Origin of the sequence: Amycolatopsis sp. DG1A-15b (assembly GCF_030285645.1) — a bacterium.
Taxonomy (GTDB): domain Bacteria; phylum Actinomycetota; class Actinomycetes; order Mycobacteriales; family Pseudonocardiaceae; genus Amycolatopsis.
Genome location: NZ_CP127296.1, coordinates 7878289 through 7894148, shown reverse-complemented (window position 1 = coordinate 7894148; position 15860 = coordinate 7878289). Strand labels below are relative to the sequence as shown.

The window sequence follows — 15860 nt, the reverse complement described above, 5'->3', positions numbered from 1 at the left end:
CGTCACCAGGACTTCTCGCAGTACCGAGCATGAGGTGAGGGATGGACGCTTTCAACCCGACCACGAAGACCCAGCAGGCGATCTCGTCCGCGGCGCAGGCGGCCACCATGGCCGGCAACCCGCACGTGTCGGCCGCCCATCTGCTGGGCGCCCTGCTGGCGCAGGGTGAGGGGCTGACCGCACCGCTGCTGACCGCGGTCGGGGCCGACCCGGAGGTGGTGCACAAGGAGCTCGAGCCGCTCACCGCGGCGCTGCCGTCGGCGACCGGCGCGACCGTGTCGAGCCCGCAGTTCGACACGCCCGCGGTCAAGTCGCTGACGCGCGCCCAGAAGCTGGCCACCGAGCTCGGCGACGAGTACGTCTCGACCGAGCACCTGCTCGTCGGGCTCGCGACCGAGGGCGGCCAGGTCGCCGACCTGCTCAAGCGCCACGGTGCGACGCCGGACGCGCTGCAGGAGGCGTTCGCCAAGGTCCGCGGCTCGGCCCGGATCACCAGCGCGGACCCCGAGAGCACGTTCAAGGCGCTCGAAAAGTACGGCGTCGACCTCACCGAGCGCGCCCGCGCCGGCGAGCTCGACCCGGTCATCGGCCGCGACACCGAGATCCGCCGCGTCGTGCAGGTGCTGTCGCGGCGCACGAAGAACAACCCGGTCCTGATCGGCGAGCCGGGCGTCGGCAAGACGGCCATCGTCGAAGGGCTGGCCCAGCGCATCGTCGCCGGGGACGTGCCGGAGTCGCTGCGCGGCAAGCGCGTCGTCGCCCTCGACCTCGGGTCGATGGTGGCCGGCGCGAAGTACCGCGGCGAGTTCGAGGAGCGGCTGAAGGCCGTGCTCAAGGAGATCACCGACTCCGCGGGTGAGGTCGTCACCTTCATCGACGAGCTGCACACCATCGTCGGCGCCGGCGCGACAGGCGAGGGCGGCGCGATGGACGCGGGCAACATGATCAAGCCGATGCTCGCCCGCGGTGAGCTGCGGATGGTCGGCGCGACCACGCTCGACGAGTACCGCCAGCACATCGAGAAGGACGCCGCCCTGGAGCGGCGCTTCCAGCAGGTGCTCGTCGGCGAGCCGTCGCCGGAGGACACCATCGCGATCCTGCGCGGGCTGAAGGAGCGCTACGAGGTGCACCACGGTGTCCGGATCACGGATGCCGCGCTGGTCGCCGCCGCGACGCTGTCCGACCGCTACATCACCGCGCGCTTCCTGCCGGACAAGGCGATCGACCTGGTCGACGAGGCCGCGTCGAAGCTGCGCATGGAGATCGACTCGCGGCCGGTGGAGATCGACGAGGTCGAGCGCGCCGTGCGCCGGCTCGAGATCGAGGAGATGGCGCTCGCCAAGGAGAGCGACGCCGCTTCGAAGGAGCGGCTCGCCAACCTGCGTGCCGAACTGGCCGAGAAGCGCGAGACGCTGACGGCGCTGACCGCGCGCTGGCAGAACGAGAAGGGCTCCATCGAGAAGGTCCGCGAGCTCAAGGAACAGCTCGAGCAGCTGCGCGGCGAGTCGGAGCGCGCCGAGCGCGACGGCGACCTCGGCAAGGCCGCCGAGCTGCGCTACGGCCGGATCCCCGCGCTGGAGAAGGAGTTCGAAGCGGCCACCGCGGCGAGCGAGGCCAGCCAGCAGAACGTCATGCTCAAGGAGGAGGTCGGCGCGGACGACGTCGCGGACGTGGTCAGCGCGTGGACCGGCATCCCGGCGGGCCGGCTGCTGGAGGGCGAGACCGGCAAGCTGCTCCGGATGGAGGAGGAGCTGACCCGGCGCGTCATCGGGCAGGCCGAGGCCGTGCAGGTCGTCGCGGACGCGGTGCGCCGCGCCCGGGCCGGCGTCGCCGACCCCGACCGCCCGACCGGCTCGTTCCTGTTCCTCGGCCCCACCGGCGTCGGCAAGACCGAGCTGGCCAAGGCGCTGGCCGAGTTCCTGTTCGACGACGAGCGCGCGATGCAGCGCATCGACATGAGCGAGTACGCCGAGAAGCACTCGGTGGCGCGCCTGGTCGGTGCCCCGCCGGGGTACGTCGGCTACGACCAGGGCGGCCAGCTGACCGAGGCCGTGCGGCGCCGCCCGTACTCGGTGGTGCTGCTCGACGAGGTGGAGAAGGCCCACCCGGACGTCTTCGACGTGCTGCTGCAGGTCCTCGACGACGGGCGGCTGACCGACGGCCAGGGCCGGACGGTGGACTTCCGCAACACCATCCTGATCCTGACCTCGAACCTCGGCTCGCAGGCCATCGCCGACCCGTCGCTCGACGAGCGGCAGCGGCGGGACGCGGTGCTGGACGTGGTGCAGCGGCAGTTCAAGCCGGAGTTCCTCAACCGGCTCGACGACATCGTCGTGTTCCACTCGCTCGGCACCGAGCAGCTGACGTCCATTGTGGACATCCAGATCGCCCGGCTCGCCAAGCGGCTGGCCCAGCGGCGGCTGAACCTGGAGGTCACCGACGGCGCCCGCGAGTGGCTCGCGCTCAACGGCTTCGACCCGATCTACGGCGCCCGACCGCTGCGGCGGCTGGTCCAGTCGGCGATCGGCGACAAGCTGGCGAAGGAGCTGCTGTCGGGTGGCATCCGGGACGGCGACACCGTGCGCGTCGACGGCCCGGAGCTGGAGGCCGGTGACGCGCTGACCGTCACCCGGGTCTGACCGTTCGTGAAGGCCACCTCGCCCGAGGTGGCCTTCACGGCTGTCCACAGTGGTTCATGCCGATTTGTCGACCCGGCAGACGCGGAAAATGCTCCGAATGGGCCTGGCGACACGGGTACCGGCGATCATCCCTCCGGTGTAACAGGCGATACCCTGGCGGTCGTGGGTATTCCGGCGTGGATCTGGTTCGTCATCGCGGCCGTCGCCCTGGTGGCGGGGCTGGGGCTGCTCGCTGCCGACCGGGCGAAGGAGGGCTCGCGCAACCGCGAGCGAATGCGCTGGGCGCAGTTGCGCGGCTGGCAGTTCGTCGAGGAGGACGAGCGGCTGCCGCAGCAGTGGTCCAACGGCGCGATCGGCTACTTCGGCGCGGATGCGGCCGTGAACGTGGTCGCGGGCTCGACCTTCACCTCCGACGGCCGCCGCCCGGTGTTCATCTTCGACATCGAAACCGAGGGCCAGATCCCCGCGGTCGTCGTCGCGGTGCGGTGCAACAAGAAGCACCGCATCCCGATCGAGATGTGGCTGTCCAGCGTCCCGTTCCAGCGCGCGGACATGCCCGAAATGCTCGGCCCGATCGGCTCGCGTTACGCCTTCGCGGACGACGCGGACGGCGCTCGCGTGGTGATCACCCAGGAGCTCGTCGACGCGGCGGACCAGCTGGGTGGCGACGTCGGCGTGGCCTGGCTGGAGAACGAGTGGGTGCTGGCCAGCGTGGTCCCGACGGCGGGCCCGTCCCGGCTCGAGCGCCTGCTGCGGGACCTGGGCGAGATCGCGGACATCGTCGACCCGTTCGACGAGGACTACGACGCGGGCCGCCACCAGGCGAGCGCCCCGGTCCCCTCCGAGGCGACAGCCTCGAGCACCCCGGTTTCCACCACCCCGGCCGCGAGCGCCCCGGCTGCCGGCACCCCCGCCCCGAGCACCCCGGCGGCGGGGACACCGGTGCCGCAGCCGCCCGCGGACGCGGAACCCAAGCCGAGCGAGAGCTAGAAGCCCAGCACCGGCTGGTCGAGCGCGCTGAGTGACGCCGACCGGTCGAGGGTGCCGCGCACCGACGTCGTGCCGCCTTCGGCGTGGATCACGTGGTCCACGCCGAGGTCGCCGCGGATCGAGCCGGCCGGGCCCGTCGCGTCGACGGACTGGGTCGTCTTCGCCAGGCCCCACGCCGGGCCCAGCTGGCCGCCTGCCTCGTGCTTCTGGCCCACGTCCAGGACGCCCGCGAGCTGGCCGGCCGCGTACTGCTCGGACGTGGCGCCAACCGCGCCCAGCCGGCCCAGGTCGACCGCCTGGCCCGACGACCTCCTGGCCGACAGCGCGCCCTGGAGGTCGCCGGCGAAGGTGCCGTGCAGGCCCGTGTCGAGTTGCTCGGCGTTCTGGCTCAGGACGTCGATGCCCTCCGGGAGCCAGATTCCGTGGGTGGTGCCCTCGCCGAGGCCGACGCGGCGTTCGGCCGAGCCCGCCAGGCCGGGTGAGAGTGACAGGTCCCGCGAGGCGCCCTGGCCGAACCGCTGGCTGTTCGCCGTGGTCGCCGAGAGCCGGCCCAGCCGCAGGGCGTGCTGGCTGGTGCGGAGCAGTGATTCGCTCTCGCGCTCCGAAGAGGCCGTCGCGTTCTGCCAGCCCTCGCGGCGGACGGCCGCCGATTCCGAGAGGTTGTTGATCAGCAGGGCGCCCGCCACCTCCTTGGCGACGAAGTCGTGGCGGGTCGCCGTCACGGCCTCGCGGGCGGACGACGTCTCGTTCTCGGTCGCGGTCGAAATGTCGCGGTCGAGCGTTCCGCTGTGGCGGTGGTCGACCGGGAGGGAGATCCGGTCGAGCGGCAGCGTGACGTCGCTCTGGGCGGCGAGTGCCGTGGCCGGGGCCGCGAAAAGCAGCGCGACAGGCGCCGCGCCCGCGGCGACCTTGGGCAGATAGCCGCTTTTGCGCCTGCTGTGCTTACCCATGCGGCGGACGATACTTCCCCACCGAATCGAACGCACGTCCACCCGTGACCAGCGAGTATGTTCACCCACATGACCACCACAGGTTTCATTTTCGGAGGTCCGGGTGGCGGAGCCCCCGGCCCGGGGCGAAGCACCGGATGAACACCGCTCTCATAACCGGCGCCACGGCGGGCATCGGCGCGCAGTTCGCCCGCACGCTCGCCGCCGAGAAGTACGACTTGGTGCTCGTCGCCCGCGACGCCGCGCGGCTGGAGTCCTACGCCGCTGAGCTGCGGGAAAAGCACGGTGTCGCGGTGACCGTGCTGCCCGCCGATCTGTCCGAAGCAGACGGTCGGGCGGTGGTCGAGGAGCGGCTCGCCGCGGAGCCGGTCGACCTCCTGGTGAACAACGCCGGCTTCGGGCTGAACGGCGACTTCTGGACCATTCCGCCGGACGCGCTGCAGCGCCAGCTCGACGTCAACGTCACCGCCGTCCTGCGGCTCACCCGGGCCGTGCTGCCGGGCATGATCGAGCGCGGTCACGGCGAAATCATCCAGGTCAGCAGCGTCGCGGGCTTCTTCAGCGGCCGCGGCTCGACCTACACGGCCAGCAAGAACTGGGTCACGTCCTTCACCGAAGGCATCGCCGCGTCGCTGCCGAAGGGCGTCCGGATGATGGCGCTGTGCCCCGGCTTCACGGCGACCGAGTTCCACGAACGGGCCGGCATCGGCAAACCGGGCCCGAAAATCGCCTGGCTGGGTGTCGAACAGGTGGTCGGCGAGGCGCTCGCGGACCTGCGCCGCGGCAAGGTGATCTCCGTGCCGAGCCTGCAGTACAAGGCCGTCGTCGCGATCGGTGGCCTGCTGCCGCGCGCGGTGCTGCGCCGGATCAGCGGTGGCTTCGGTGGCAAGGGCCGCACCTGAGTAGGGCTGTCCCCACCTCCGAGACGCGCGTCTGCACCAGGGTGGTCCGGCGGCAGGCTCAATAGCGTTTTCCCCATGACAACTGGGTGGCAGGAGACAGCCGACGCGGTCCGGCTGGAGGCCGTGCGCAAGGAGTACGGCGACGGCGTGGTCGCGCTGGACGGGGCCTCGATCGCGTTCCCGCGCGGCGGGTTCACCGCGGTGATGGGCCCGTCGGGCTCGGGCAAGAGCACCTTCCTGCACTGCGCGGCCGGCCTCGACCGGCCCACGTCCGGCCGGGTCGTGCTCGACGGCTAGGACCTCGACGGCAAGAACGAGACCTACCTGACGAAGCTGCGGCGCGACCGCGTCGGCTTCGTCTTCCAGTCGTTCAACCTGCTCCCGGCGCTGACGGTCGAGCAGAACGTGGTGCTGCCGCTGCAACTGGCCAAGAAGCGCGCGGACAAGCGGCTCGTGGCCCGGATCCTCACGCACGTGGGGCTCGACGGACGCCGCAAGCACCTGCCCGGGCAGCTCTCCGGCGGCCAGCAGCAGCGCGTCGCGATCGCCCGCGCCCTGGTCACCGACCCCGCCGTGCTGTTCGCCGACGAGCCGACCGGGGCGCTCGACACCCGTACTGCGTCCGAGGTGCTCGGCCTGCTGCGCGACTCCGTCCGGTCGTCGGGCCAGACGGTGATCATGGTGACGCACGACCCGGTCGCCGCGTCCTACGCCGACAGCGTCGTGTTCCTGGCCGACGGCCGGATCGCCGGGCGGCTGGACCGGCCGACCGCCGAAGCCGTCGCCGAGCGGATGACCCACCTGGGCGCCTGGGAGCGGCTGGCGGTGCGCGCGTGATGTTCAAGATCGCACTGCGGACCCTCCGCCTGCGCAAGGGCGGCTTCCTGGCGACGTTCGTCGCCGTGTTCTTCGGCGCGCTGGTCGTCTCGGCGTGCGGTGGCCTGATGGAGACCGGCATCCGGTCCGAGACGCCGGTGCAGCGGCTGGCCGCGGCGCCGATCGTCGTCGGCGGGCAGCAGACGCTCAAGCTCCCCGAGGAGGACCCGGCGACGCTCGAGCCCGAGGACAAGCACAAGTTCGAGAACGCGACCCTGCCCGAGCGCGTCCGGCTCGACGCGGGCCTGGCCGACCGCCTGCGCGCGGTCCCCGGCGTCACGGACGTCGTCGGCGAGATCAGCTTCCCGGCGCGGATCGGCGCTGCGAGCGCCCTCGGGCACGCGTGGAATTCCGCGGTGCTGACGCCGTATGCGCTCAGCGGCCAGGCGCCGAAGCCGGGCGAAGTCGTCGTCGACGCCGGGCTCGGGCTCGCCGTCGGGGACACGCTGCCGGTCGCCGCGCACGGCAGCGTCGGCCGGTACCGGATCTCCGGGATCGCCCAGGCGCCGCAGGCCATGCGGGACGCGGCGGTCTTCTTCGCGGCTTCCGACGCCGAACGGCTCTCCGGGCACCCGGGCCGCTTCGACACCATCGGCGTCTTCGGTGGTGACGTCGCGGCCGTGACCGCGGCCGTCGGGGACGCCGGCGTCGTGGCGACCGGCGTCGACCGCGGGGCCTTCGAATTCCCCGAGACCGGCAAGAGCGGGGAGAACCTGATCGTGCTGGCCGCCGTCTCGGGCGGGCTGTCGGCGCTGGTCATGGTGTTCGTCGTGGCGGGCACGCTGACGCTGTCGACGCAGCAGCGGCAGCGCGAACTCGCGCTGCTGCGCGCGGTCGGCACCACCCCGCGCCAGCTGCGGCGGATGGTGCTCGGCGAGGCGTTCGTCGTCGGGCTGCTCGCGGTCGGTGCCGCGGTGGTGCTCGGCCCGGTGCTCGGGGAGTGGCTGTTCGACCAGCTCGCGGACCACCACGTCGTGCCCGACGTGCTGCGGTTCGAGCAGGGCTGGCTCCCGGCGGTGGTCGCCGCGGGCGCGTCGCTGCTGGCCGTCGTGGGCGCTTCCTTCGTGGCCGGACGGCGTGCTTCGCGCGTCCGCCCGACCGAGGCGCTCGCCGAAGCCGCCGTCGAGCGCCGCTGGCTGACGCCGATCCGGCTGATCACCGCGATCCTCTGCTTCGCGGCGGGACGGCGCTCGGCATCGTCACGGTCGCGGTGATGACCGGCCCGGTCGCGGCCAGCACGGCGGGCCCGGCGGTGATGCTGTGGGCGTTCGGGCTCGCGGCGATCAGCCCCGGTGTGACGAAACTGATGGCCACGCTGCTGCGCTGGCCGGTGGCGGCGCTCACCGGCGTCAACGGCCGGGTCGCGCTGCGCAACACCCGCGTCGGCGCGGTGCGGGCGGCCGGCGCGGTCACCCCGATCATGCTCGCGGTCGGCATCGCGACCGCCAACATCTACCTGCAGACCACCCAGGAAGCCGTCTCGAACCAGGCCTACACCGAGGACCTGCGCGCGGACGCCGTCGTGGCCGGCCCGAGCGGGCTCGACGCGTCCGTGCTGGGCCGGGTGCGCGCGGTGCCGGGCGTCGCCGGAGCGTCGGAGTACGTCACCAGCACGGTGTTCGTCGAGAAGCCGTTCGACTCGGGCCAGCACGACGACGGCCGGCCCGCGCTGGGTGTCAGCGAGCTGACCGGGAACGTCGTCGAGGTGCCTTCGACGTTCGGCCACCACGTCGGCGACACGCTGTCTCTGCGGCTCGGCGACGGCACGCTGGTGGACGTGCGGGTCACCGCCGTCACCGACCAGCGCCCCGGGTTCGAACGGCTCGTCCTGCCCGCGGACCTGCTGGCTCCGCACACGACCCTCGGGCTCGCCCCGCAGCTGCTGGTCCGCGCCGCTCCCGGCGTCGACCCGGCGACCCTGACTTCGCGCCTGCGCGAAGCGACCGCCGGGCTGCCGGTGGTCGTGGGCGATCGCGGCGCGCTGATCGCGGCGCACGCCAAGGGCAACGAGGTCGGTGCCTGGGTCAACTACCTGCTCGTCGGGATGATCCTCGCGTACACGGTGATCTCCGTGGTGAACACGCTGGTGACGGCCACCGCGCGACGGCGTCGCGAGTTCGGGGTGCAGCGGCTGAGCGGCTTCACCCGCGGCCAGGTGCTGCGCATGGCCGGCGTCGAAGGCGGCCTGATCGCGACCATCGCGGTGCTGCTCGGCACCCTCGTCGCGGCGGGCGCGATCGTGCCGTTCTGCCTGGTGGTGACCGGATCGCTGCTGCCGTCGGGCCCGGTGACGATCTACCTGGCCGTGCTCGCGATCGCGGTGGTGCTCTCGCTCGTGGCGATCCTGGTCCCGGCCTGGGCGGCGACGCGCGGGCGTGCGGTCGACGCCACATCCGTCGGTGAGTGAACCCGGCCGTGTGTAAGACTCACGGCCGTGGCGAACCCCGGGTTGGATCAAGCGGCGAAACTCGAACTGGCCAGGCTGGTCACCGATCTTTCCGTGGTGCACGGAAAAGTGACCCTGGCGTCCGGCAAGGAAGCCGACTACTACATCGACCTCCGGCGGGCGACGCTGCACCACGCGGCCGCGCCGCTGATCGGCAAGCTCCTGCGCCAGCTCACCGCGGACTGGGACTACGTGGCGGCCGGCGGCCTGACGCTCGGCGCCGATCCGGTCGCGCTGGCGATGCTGCACTCGGCGGCCTCCGACGGGGTCGTGCTGGACGCGTTCGTCGTCCGCAAGTCGGTCAAGGAACACGGCATGCAGCGGCGCATCGAGGGCATGGAGGTCCGCGGCCAGCGCGTGCTGGCGGTCGAGGACACCTCCACGACGGGCGGCAGCGTGCTGACGGCGGTCGAGGCCCTGCGTGAAGCGGGCGCGAACGTCGTCGGCGTCGTGACGGTCGTCGACCGCGACACCGGCGCGCGCGAGGCCATCGAGAAGGAAGGCCTCGAGTACCGGTACGTCCTCGGCAAGGACGACCTCGGCCTCGACTGAGCGCCACCGGGGCGGATCCGTGGATTCGCCCCGGTCGCCGCCGTCACCCAGAATCACCGCGTGACGTTTTCCGCCCGCCGGTGTCCTCCCCGCGAGGAGGTGCCGTGACGACGACTACGCCGCTCGACGACGTGACTCTCGTCGGCCGGGCGCGGGACGGTGACGTCCGGGCCTACGAGCAGCTCGTGCTGCGCTACCAGGGGCCGATGTTCCGGCTCGCCGTCAAGATGCTCGCCCACCGCGGTGACGCCGAGGACGTCGTGCAGGAGGTGTTCCTCACCGCCTGGCGCAAGCTCGGCCAGCTCAGCGAGGACGCCGCGTTCGTCGGCTGGCTCTACCGGGCCACCACGAACCGCTGTCTCAACGCGATCCGCGCGCGGCGGCCCCGGGCCGACGTCGACCTCGACACCGCCGAGTCGCCGCGGGCCGACCTCCAGCCGGAGCGGGCCGCCCAGGTGAGCAGCCAGCTCGCGGCGCTGACCGCGGCGCTGGACCAGCTGACTCCCGAGCAGCGAGCGTGCTGGCTGCTGCGCGAAGTGCACGGCCGGTCCTACGACGAGATCGGCGAAATCGTCGGCGTCAACGCGACCGCGGTCCGCGGCCGGATCGCGCGTGCCCGGGCCCAGCTGGCGGAGGTGATGAAGCCGTGGCGATGACGGACTACGAGCTGCCCTGCGAACGCGATGTCGAGCAGGTGTGGGAGCGGCTCGACGCGGTCGGCGCCGGGCTGGCCGACGAGCACGAGCTGACCTGCCCGCACTGCCGGGCCGCGCGCGAGAGCCTGCTGGCCTTGCGCGAGGCCACTTCCGAGCTCGCGGCCGCGGAGGACGCGCCGTCGCCGGACCTGTTCGGGCGGATCATGTCGGCGGTGCGCGCCGAGGTGCGGCGCGGCTCGATGGTGCGCCTGCCGACCCCGGAACCCGGGTTCGTCGAGGTCAGCGAGCAGGCGGTGGCGTCGGTGCTGCGGTACGCGGCGGACACCGTCGACGGCGTCCGGGCGCGACGGTGCCGGCTGCGGACCGTCCCGGGCGGGGTCGAGGTGGAACTCACCCTCGCGGTGAGCCTGCGGAACGCCGCCGGTGGGACGGCGCTGGCGAAGGTGCGGGAGCGGGTGACCGCGGCGGCCGCGGCCCGCGTGGGCCTGACGCTGGCGAAGCTCGACCTGCTCGTGGACGACGTGTATGGGGAGCCAGGGGAATGAGCGTCGACAGCGCTGAGTACGTCATCGCCGATCCGGTGATCGCCGGCGTGGCGGCGCGGGCGGCGATCACCACACCGGGGGTGGTGCGCCTCGAACCGGGCCTGCGCGGCCTGGTGACGGCGTGGACGCGCGCGGCCCGCCAGCGCTGGAAGGGCCTCGACCCGGCGCCGGCGGACGGCGTCCGGGTCCGCACCACCGACGGCCGGGTGACGGTCCAGATCGACCTCGTCACGGCGGCGGCCGACCAGGCGGCGGCGGTGGGCCGGGCGGTCCAGCGCGCGGTGACGCGGTTCGTGGCCGAGCAGACCGGCCTGGTCGTCGCCGAGGTGACGGTGTCCATTCTGGACATCGAGCCGGAAGCCCGGTGACCGCCGAGGAAGCCGTCGAGCGGATCGTCGGTGCGCTCGCGGAGGTGGCCGGCCTCCGGCCGGCGACCCCGTTGCCGATGGGCCGGGAGGGGATGGCGGTGGACCTGAGCCCGGAGGTGGTCCAGGTCCGGCTGATCGCGACCCGGCTGCCGATCCCGCCGCTGCTGGACCGGGCGGCGCGAGCCGTGCGCCCGGTGCTGACGGGCACGGAGTGGGAGAACGCGCGGCTGCGCCTGGTCGTCACCGACCTCGACGGCGCGGCGTTCGGCTGACGGCGAAATCCGCGCGGCGGGGGCGGGACCCGGGCGTACCGTCGAGCGCATGGACGAGCCGTCGACGCCCGGCGAGCCGCCGGAGCCGCAGCACCCAGCCGACCCGAACCGGAAGAAACCGGACGGCGCGCCGGACCAGTACCCGCACGAGGAGCCGACGCGGTACCCCGCCAAGCGGCCGCCGGAATTTCCACCGGGCGTAGCCCCTCCGTCACCGCGCAGGTGAACCGATTGCTCCGCTGGGTTAAAAATCACACGGCTGGGCATTCCTCAGGGCGGACGACGCCGGCCGGCGGAGTAAAGTCGCTGGTAGGGGGATCGGTGGAGGGGGTGCGATGGCGAAATTCCTGGCCGACGTGACCGTCGCGGTGCACATCTTGGCGCTGCTGCTCATCGGTTTCGGCGGATTCGTGGCGTGGCGCTGGCCGAAGCTGATCTTCGTCCACCTGCTCGGGCTGGCCTGGGGCATCCTGGTCAACGTGGCGCCGGTGCCGTGCCCGTTCACCGCGCTGGAGAACTACTTCCGGCACCAGCAGGGCCTCGGCGACCTGCCCGGCGGGTTCAACGCCTACTACCTGTACGGCACGGTGTTCCCGCAGTCGTGGCTGCCGGCGGTCGGCATCGGCGCGATCGCGGTGGTCGCCTACTCCTACGTGGGCGTCTACCACCGCTGGCGCCACCGCCACGACGACGCCGAGGAAACCCACGTGCGTCCCGTCCACCTGGGCTGAGCGACAATCGTCGGTGTGACCACACCGCACGACGCCGGACCCACTGAGTGGGTGAGCCGCGAAGAGGTCGGCGTCGGCCCGTGGCCGGGTGAGTGGCCCGCGGACGAGCGGTACGACCCCGAGCTGCTGCGGGAGGGCGACCGCCGCAATGTCGTCGACGCCTACCGCTACTGGCGCCGCGAAGCCATTGTGTCCGATGTGGACAGCCGGCGGCACCCGTTCCACGTCGCGATCGAGAACTTCCAGCACGACCACAACATCGGCACCGTGGTCCGGACGGCCAACGCGTTCGCCGCGGCCGAGGTGCACATCGTCGGCCGCCGCCGCTGGAACCGGCGCGGGGCCATGGTGACCGACCGCTACCAGCACCTCCGCCACCACGACGACGTCGACGGCCTGATCGTCTTCGCGGCCGAGCACGGCCTCGCCGTCGTCGCGGTGGACAACACGCCGGGCTCCCAGCCGGTCGAGACGGCCGAAATCCCGCGCGACTGCGTGCTGCTGTTCGGCCAGGAAGGGCCGGGGCTGTCCCCGCAGGCGCAGGAAGCCGCGTCGCTGGTGGTGTCGATCGCCCAGTTCGGCACGACCCGCTCGATCAACGCCGGGGTCGCGGCCGGGATCGTCATGCACGCCTGGATCCGGCAGCACGCCGACCTCGGCCGCGCCTGGTGAGGCCTACAGGCCCCAGCCCCAGCGCAGCTGCGCCACGCCCGTCGCGTTGTTGACCTCCAGGCCGCTGCCGCTCTGGCGCGTGATCGAGTACGTGTCCCCGGAGCGCAGGCCGGGCCAGTAGACGACACCCATCTGCCGGGACCGCGTCAGGTCCGTGGTGGCGGCGAAGTACGCGGTGAAGTTGTTGCCGTCCTGGTGCCCGGCCGAGTAGTTCAGGCCGGTCGTCATCGGGGCACCGGCCTCGTCGATGATCGTGCGGGACGAGTACGACCCGAGCCGGTTGCTGAGGTTGGTCGTCCACGCCGAGCGGGTCGTGTCCGAGGCCCAGAAGCCGTAGAAGTGCAGCGACAGCAGCGTGCCGGACAACGCGCTCGCCGCGCCGACGCCCGTCACGTTGTCGTTGTAGCCGGTGCCGCTGATCAGCACCCGGCCGCGCGGGATGCTCGAGTGCCGGGACAGCCAGGTCGAGCAGAGCGACACCCAGGCGCTCAGGCTGTAGCCGAACGGCTCGTTCATCGGCTCGAAGTACACGTTGCCGTTGCCGCCGTAGTCGGCGGTGACCTTGTCCCACATGGTGTTCCAGGCGCCTCCGTCGTCGACGAAGCCGTCCTTGTTCGCTTCCCAGTAGCCGAAGATGACCTTCATGCCGTGGGACAGGGCCGAGTCGGCGGCGCCCTTGTACCGCCCCCACCAGTCCGAATTGACGCTCTGGGGGTTGATCGGCAGCCGTACGGTGTTCGCGCCGAGCTTCTGCTGGAAGCCGGTGATGATGCCGTCCGCTTTGCTGCGGACGCTCGCGTAGCTGTCCCCGGCGGCGAGGCCGGTCGGGATCACCCAGCCGTCCACGTAGTTGTCGCGGGCGTCCGCCCAGTTGACGCCGCGGAAACTGTTCGTGGCGGCGGTGGCGCTCTGCGGGACTGCGAGCAGGGGGACAGCGAGTGCCGCGGCCATCGCGGCGCGTAGCCAGATACGGGTGCCAAAGCGCTTCATACGAACTCCGATGTCCGAGGGGCGCGCGGGTGAAGATCGATGTTTACGTCAACATCCGAGCCGAGAATGCGGCAGCGCCCACCCCGGTGTCAAGCGTCAGGCGGGGGCGACCTCGACCGGAATCCCGTTCAACACCGACGTTCCGGACGGAACGTCCAGCAGCGTCTCGTCGGCGACCAGGTTCGAGTTGACGCCGGGGTTCGCGCGCGCCACCCGCGTCCGCGAGCCGTCGGCGTCGTGGCCCCAGCCGTGCGGGATACTGACGACGCCGGGCCGGATCTCGTCGGTCACCTCGACCGGGACCTGCAGTTTTCCGGCGCGGGACGTCACCGAAGCGAGGCCGCCGTCGGTGAGGCCCAGCCGCTTCGCGTCGGCGGGGTGGACCTGGACGGTGCACCGGTTGCCGCCGCGGACCAGCGGGGCCAGGTTGTGCATCCACGAGTTGTTCGAGCTCAGGTGCCGCCGCCCGATCAGCACCAGGCCGGCTTCCACGGTCTTCGCGAGTTCTTCCCGCAAGCGCGGGACGTCGGCGACGACCGGCTCGGGCGCGAGTTCGATCCGGCCGGACGCCGTGCACAGGATCTCGGGGATCCGCGGCTGCAGCGGCCCGAAGTCCATCCCGTGCGGCGCGGCTTCGAGATCGGCCAGCGTGACGTCGTAGGGGCCGGCGCGCAGTAGCAGGTCGACCAGGCGTGCGGGCCCGGTGCGCTCTCCGGCGACGGCGACGTCGAGCCCGTTGCGGCGTGCGGTCTCCGCGGCGACGAAGTCGTCGAGCGCCGCGACGTCGGCCTCCGGGCCCTGACCGGCGACGATGCCGGTGAGCCGGAGCATCGTCTCCCACTCCTGCGGGAGCGCTGACGGCAGCGTCGCGGGTGTCCAGTTGGCGACGTTGCGGATGGACAGCTGGTAGAAGGCCAGGTCGAAGTGCGGTCGTTCGAGCGGTGACGGGCCGGGCAGGATGACGTCGGCGTGGCGGGACGTCTCGTTGAGGTAGACGTCGACGGAGATCATGAAGTCGAGGCCGGCCACCGCCGCGGCCAGCCGTCCGGCGTTCGGCGTGCTGAGGCAGGGATTGCCGCTGACCGCGATCAGCGCGCGGACCTGGCCCTCGCCCGGGGTTTCGATCTCGTCGGCGAGCGTCGCGACCGGCAGCTCGCCGACGACCTCGGGGAGGCCGCGCACCCGGCTGCGCCAGCGCCCGACGGCGAACGGCCGCCGGTTCCCGGTGGGCTGGCACGCGGCCAGCGGGAACATCGCGCCGCCCGGGGAGTCGAGGTGGCCGGTGAGCACGTTGAGGACGTCGACCAGCCAGCTCGCGATGGTGCCGAACGCCTGCGTCGTGGTGCCGATCCGTCCGTACACCACGGCCTGCTCGGAGGCGAGCTCCCGGGCCATCCGGCGGATCTCGGCCGCGTCGATGCCGGTGCGCGGGGCGACGGCCTCCGGTGTGAACGGCTGAGCCAGGTCCCGGACGTCGTCGAGGCCGTTGAGGTGTTCCGCGAGTCGTCCTGGTGCGACGAGGTCTTCCGCGAACAGGACGTTGACCAGCGCGAACAGCAGCAGCGCGTCGGTGCCGGGCCGGATGGCGTGGTGTTCGTCGGCGAACTGGGCGGTGCGGGTGCGGCGCGGGTCGACGACGACGATCTTGCCGCCGCGGTCGCGGATCCCGCGCAGCCGCCCGCGGATGTCCGGCGCGGTCATCAGGCTGCCGTTGGAGACGAGCGGGTTGGCGCCGAGGATCAACAGATGCCGCGTCCGGTCGAGGTCGGGCACCGGGATGGCGAGCGGGTCGCCGAACATCGTGCCGGCGGAGAAGTGCTTCGGCAGCTGGTCGACCGACGTCGCGCTGTAGAAGTTCTTGGTGCCCAAGGCTTTGTAGAGCACGCGGCCGTAGAGCGTCAGCGCGATGTTGTGCACGCCGGGGTTGCCCGCGTACACCGCGACGGCGTCCCGGCCGTGCTGCTCGATGATCGGCGGGAGACGGCGGGCGATCTCGTCGTACGCCTCCTGCCAGCTGACCTCGACGAACTCGCCGTCGCGCTTGAGCAGCGGGGCGGTCAGCCGGTCGGGGTCGTGGTGCAGCGCGCCGAGCGACGCGCCCTTGGGGCAGATGTATCCCCGGGAGAAGACGTCCTTGTCGTCCCCTTGGACGCGCGTGACCCGCTGGTTCGCGTCGAGCGTCACCTCCAGGCCGCAGGTGGCTTCGCACAGCGGGCAGGTGAGGTGGGCGGTCGTCATGACCACCGAACATACCGAGCGGTATGTCGATCG

Annotated in this window: 13 protein-coding genes and 2 pseudogenes; 12 read left to right on the top strand and 3 right to left on the bottom strand. The window is 72.2% G+C overall.

The window, feature by feature from the left end:
* The first annotated feature begins 41 nt into the window (after nucleotides 1-41).
* Both clpB and QRY02_RS36460 read left to right on the top strand, forming a co-directional pair.
* Complete coding sequence (gene clpB / locus QRY02_RS36465; protein WP_285987318.1) at nucleotides 42-2639, top strand: ATP-dependent chaperone ClpB; 2598 nt, start codon at nucleotides 42-44, stop codon at nucleotides 2637-2639.
* 162 nt (nucleotides 2640-2801) lie between these two features.
* Complete coding sequence (locus tag QRY02_RS36460; RefSeq protein WP_285987317.1) at nucleotides 2802-3629, top strand: TtfA family protein; 828 nt, start codon at nucleotides 2802-2804, stop codon at nucleotides 3627-3629.
* On the opposite strand, the gene QRY02_RS36455 is transcribed toward QRY02_RS36460, so the two are convergent.
* On the bottom strand, nucleotides 3626-4579 hold the full coding sequence (locus tag QRY02_RS36455) for a hypothetical protein (RefSeq protein ID WP_285987316.1): 954 nt from the start codon (nucleotides 4577-4579) through the stop codon (nucleotides 3626-3628). The genes QRY02_RS36460 and QRY02_RS36455 overlap by 4 nt on opposite strands.
* 137 nt (nucleotides 4580-4716) lie before the next feature.
* Between QRY02_RS36455 and QRY02_RS36450 the strand changes: the two genes are divergently transcribed.
* The 10 genes and pseudogenes from QRY02_RS36450 (at nucleotide 4717) to QRY02_RS36400 (ending at nucleotide 12599) form a co-directional block, all read left to right on the top strand.
* Entirely contained in the window at nucleotides 4717-5481 is a 765-nt protein-coding gene (locus QRY02_RS36450; protein ID WP_285987315.1) for an SDR family NAD(P)-dependent oxidoreductase, read from the top strand.
* Nucleotides 5482-5556: 75 nt separating this feature from the next.
* A pseudogene (locus QRY02_RS36445) lies at nucleotides 5557-6318 on the top strand (ABC transporter ATP-binding protein).
* A pseudogene (locus tag QRY02_RS48750) lies at nucleotides 6318-8764 on the top strand (FtsX-like permease family protein). The pseudogenes QRY02_RS36445 and QRY02_RS48750 overlap by 1 nt, the downstream one beginning before the upstream one ends.
* Nucleotides 8765-8791: 27 nt before the next feature.
* Entirely contained in the window at nucleotides 8792-9355 is a 564-nt protein-coding gene (gene pyrE, locus QRY02_RS36430; protein ID WP_285987312.1) for an orotate phosphoribosyltransferase, read from the top strand.
* 104 nt (nucleotides 9356-9459) lie between these two features.
* Nucleotides 9460-10011, top strand: coding sequence for an RNA polymerase sigma factor (locus QRY02_RS36425; protein WP_285987311.1), 552 nt, complete (start codon nucleotides 9460-9462; stop codon nucleotides 10009-10011).
* Nucleotides 10002-10556 carry an Asp23/Gls24 family envelope stress response protein gene (locus tag QRY02_RS36420; protein ID WP_502874159.1) on the top strand — a complete coding sequence of 185 codons (555 nt, stop codon included), beginning with the start codon at nucleotides 10002-10004 and terminating at the stop codon, nucleotides 10554-10556. Before QRY02_RS36425 ends, QRY02_RS36420 begins: the two co-directional genes overlap by 10 nt.
* Nucleotides 10553-10924, top strand: coding sequence for an Asp23/Gls24 family envelope stress response protein (locus QRY02_RS36415; protein ID WP_285987309.1), 372 nt, complete (start codon nucleotides 10553-10555; stop codon nucleotides 10922-10924). Before QRY02_RS36420 ends, QRY02_RS36415 begins: the two co-directional genes overlap by 4 nt.
* A complete protein-coding gene (locus QRY02_RS36410) occupies nucleotides 10921-11196 on the top strand; it encodes a hypothetical protein (protein ID WP_285987308.1) in 276 nt (91 codons plus the stop codon). The genes QRY02_RS36415 and QRY02_RS36410 overlap by 4 nt, the downstream gene beginning before the upstream one ends.
* 335 nt (nucleotides 11197-11531) lie before the next feature.
* Nucleotides 11532-11927 (top strand): DUF2784 domain-containing protein, encoded by a 396-nt coding sequence (locus tag QRY02_RS36405; protein ID WP_285987307.1) that lies wholly within the window; start codon nucleotides 11532-11534, stop codon nucleotides 11925-11927.
* A gap of 15 nt (nucleotides 11928-11942) precedes the next feature.
* The gene (locus QRY02_RS36400; RefSeq protein ID WP_285987306.1) at nucleotides 11943-12599 is read left to right on the top strand and encodes a TrmH family RNA methyltransferase; all 657 of its coding nucleotides are present in this window, start codon (nucleotides 11943-11945) and stop codon (nucleotides 12597-12599) included.
* A gap of 3 nt (nucleotides 12600-12602) precedes the next feature.
* Here the strand turns inward: QRY02_RS36400 and QRY02_RS36395 are convergent, their stop codons facing one another.
* Both QRY02_RS36395 and QRY02_RS36390 read right to left on the bottom strand, forming a co-directional pair.
* Nucleotides 12603-13589 (bottom strand): cellulase family glycosylhydrolase, encoded by a 987-nt coding sequence (locus tag QRY02_RS36395; RefSeq protein WP_285987305.1) that lies wholly within the window; start codon nucleotides 13587-13589, stop codon nucleotides 12603-12605.
* A 96-nt stretch (nucleotides 13590-13685) separates the two neighbouring features.
* Entirely contained in the window at nucleotides 13686-15827 is a 2142-nt protein-coding gene (locus QRY02_RS36390; protein ID WP_285987304.1) for a molybdopterin-dependent oxidoreductase, read from the bottom strand.
* Between the last annotated feature and the right edge of the window lie 33 nt (nucleotides 15828-15860).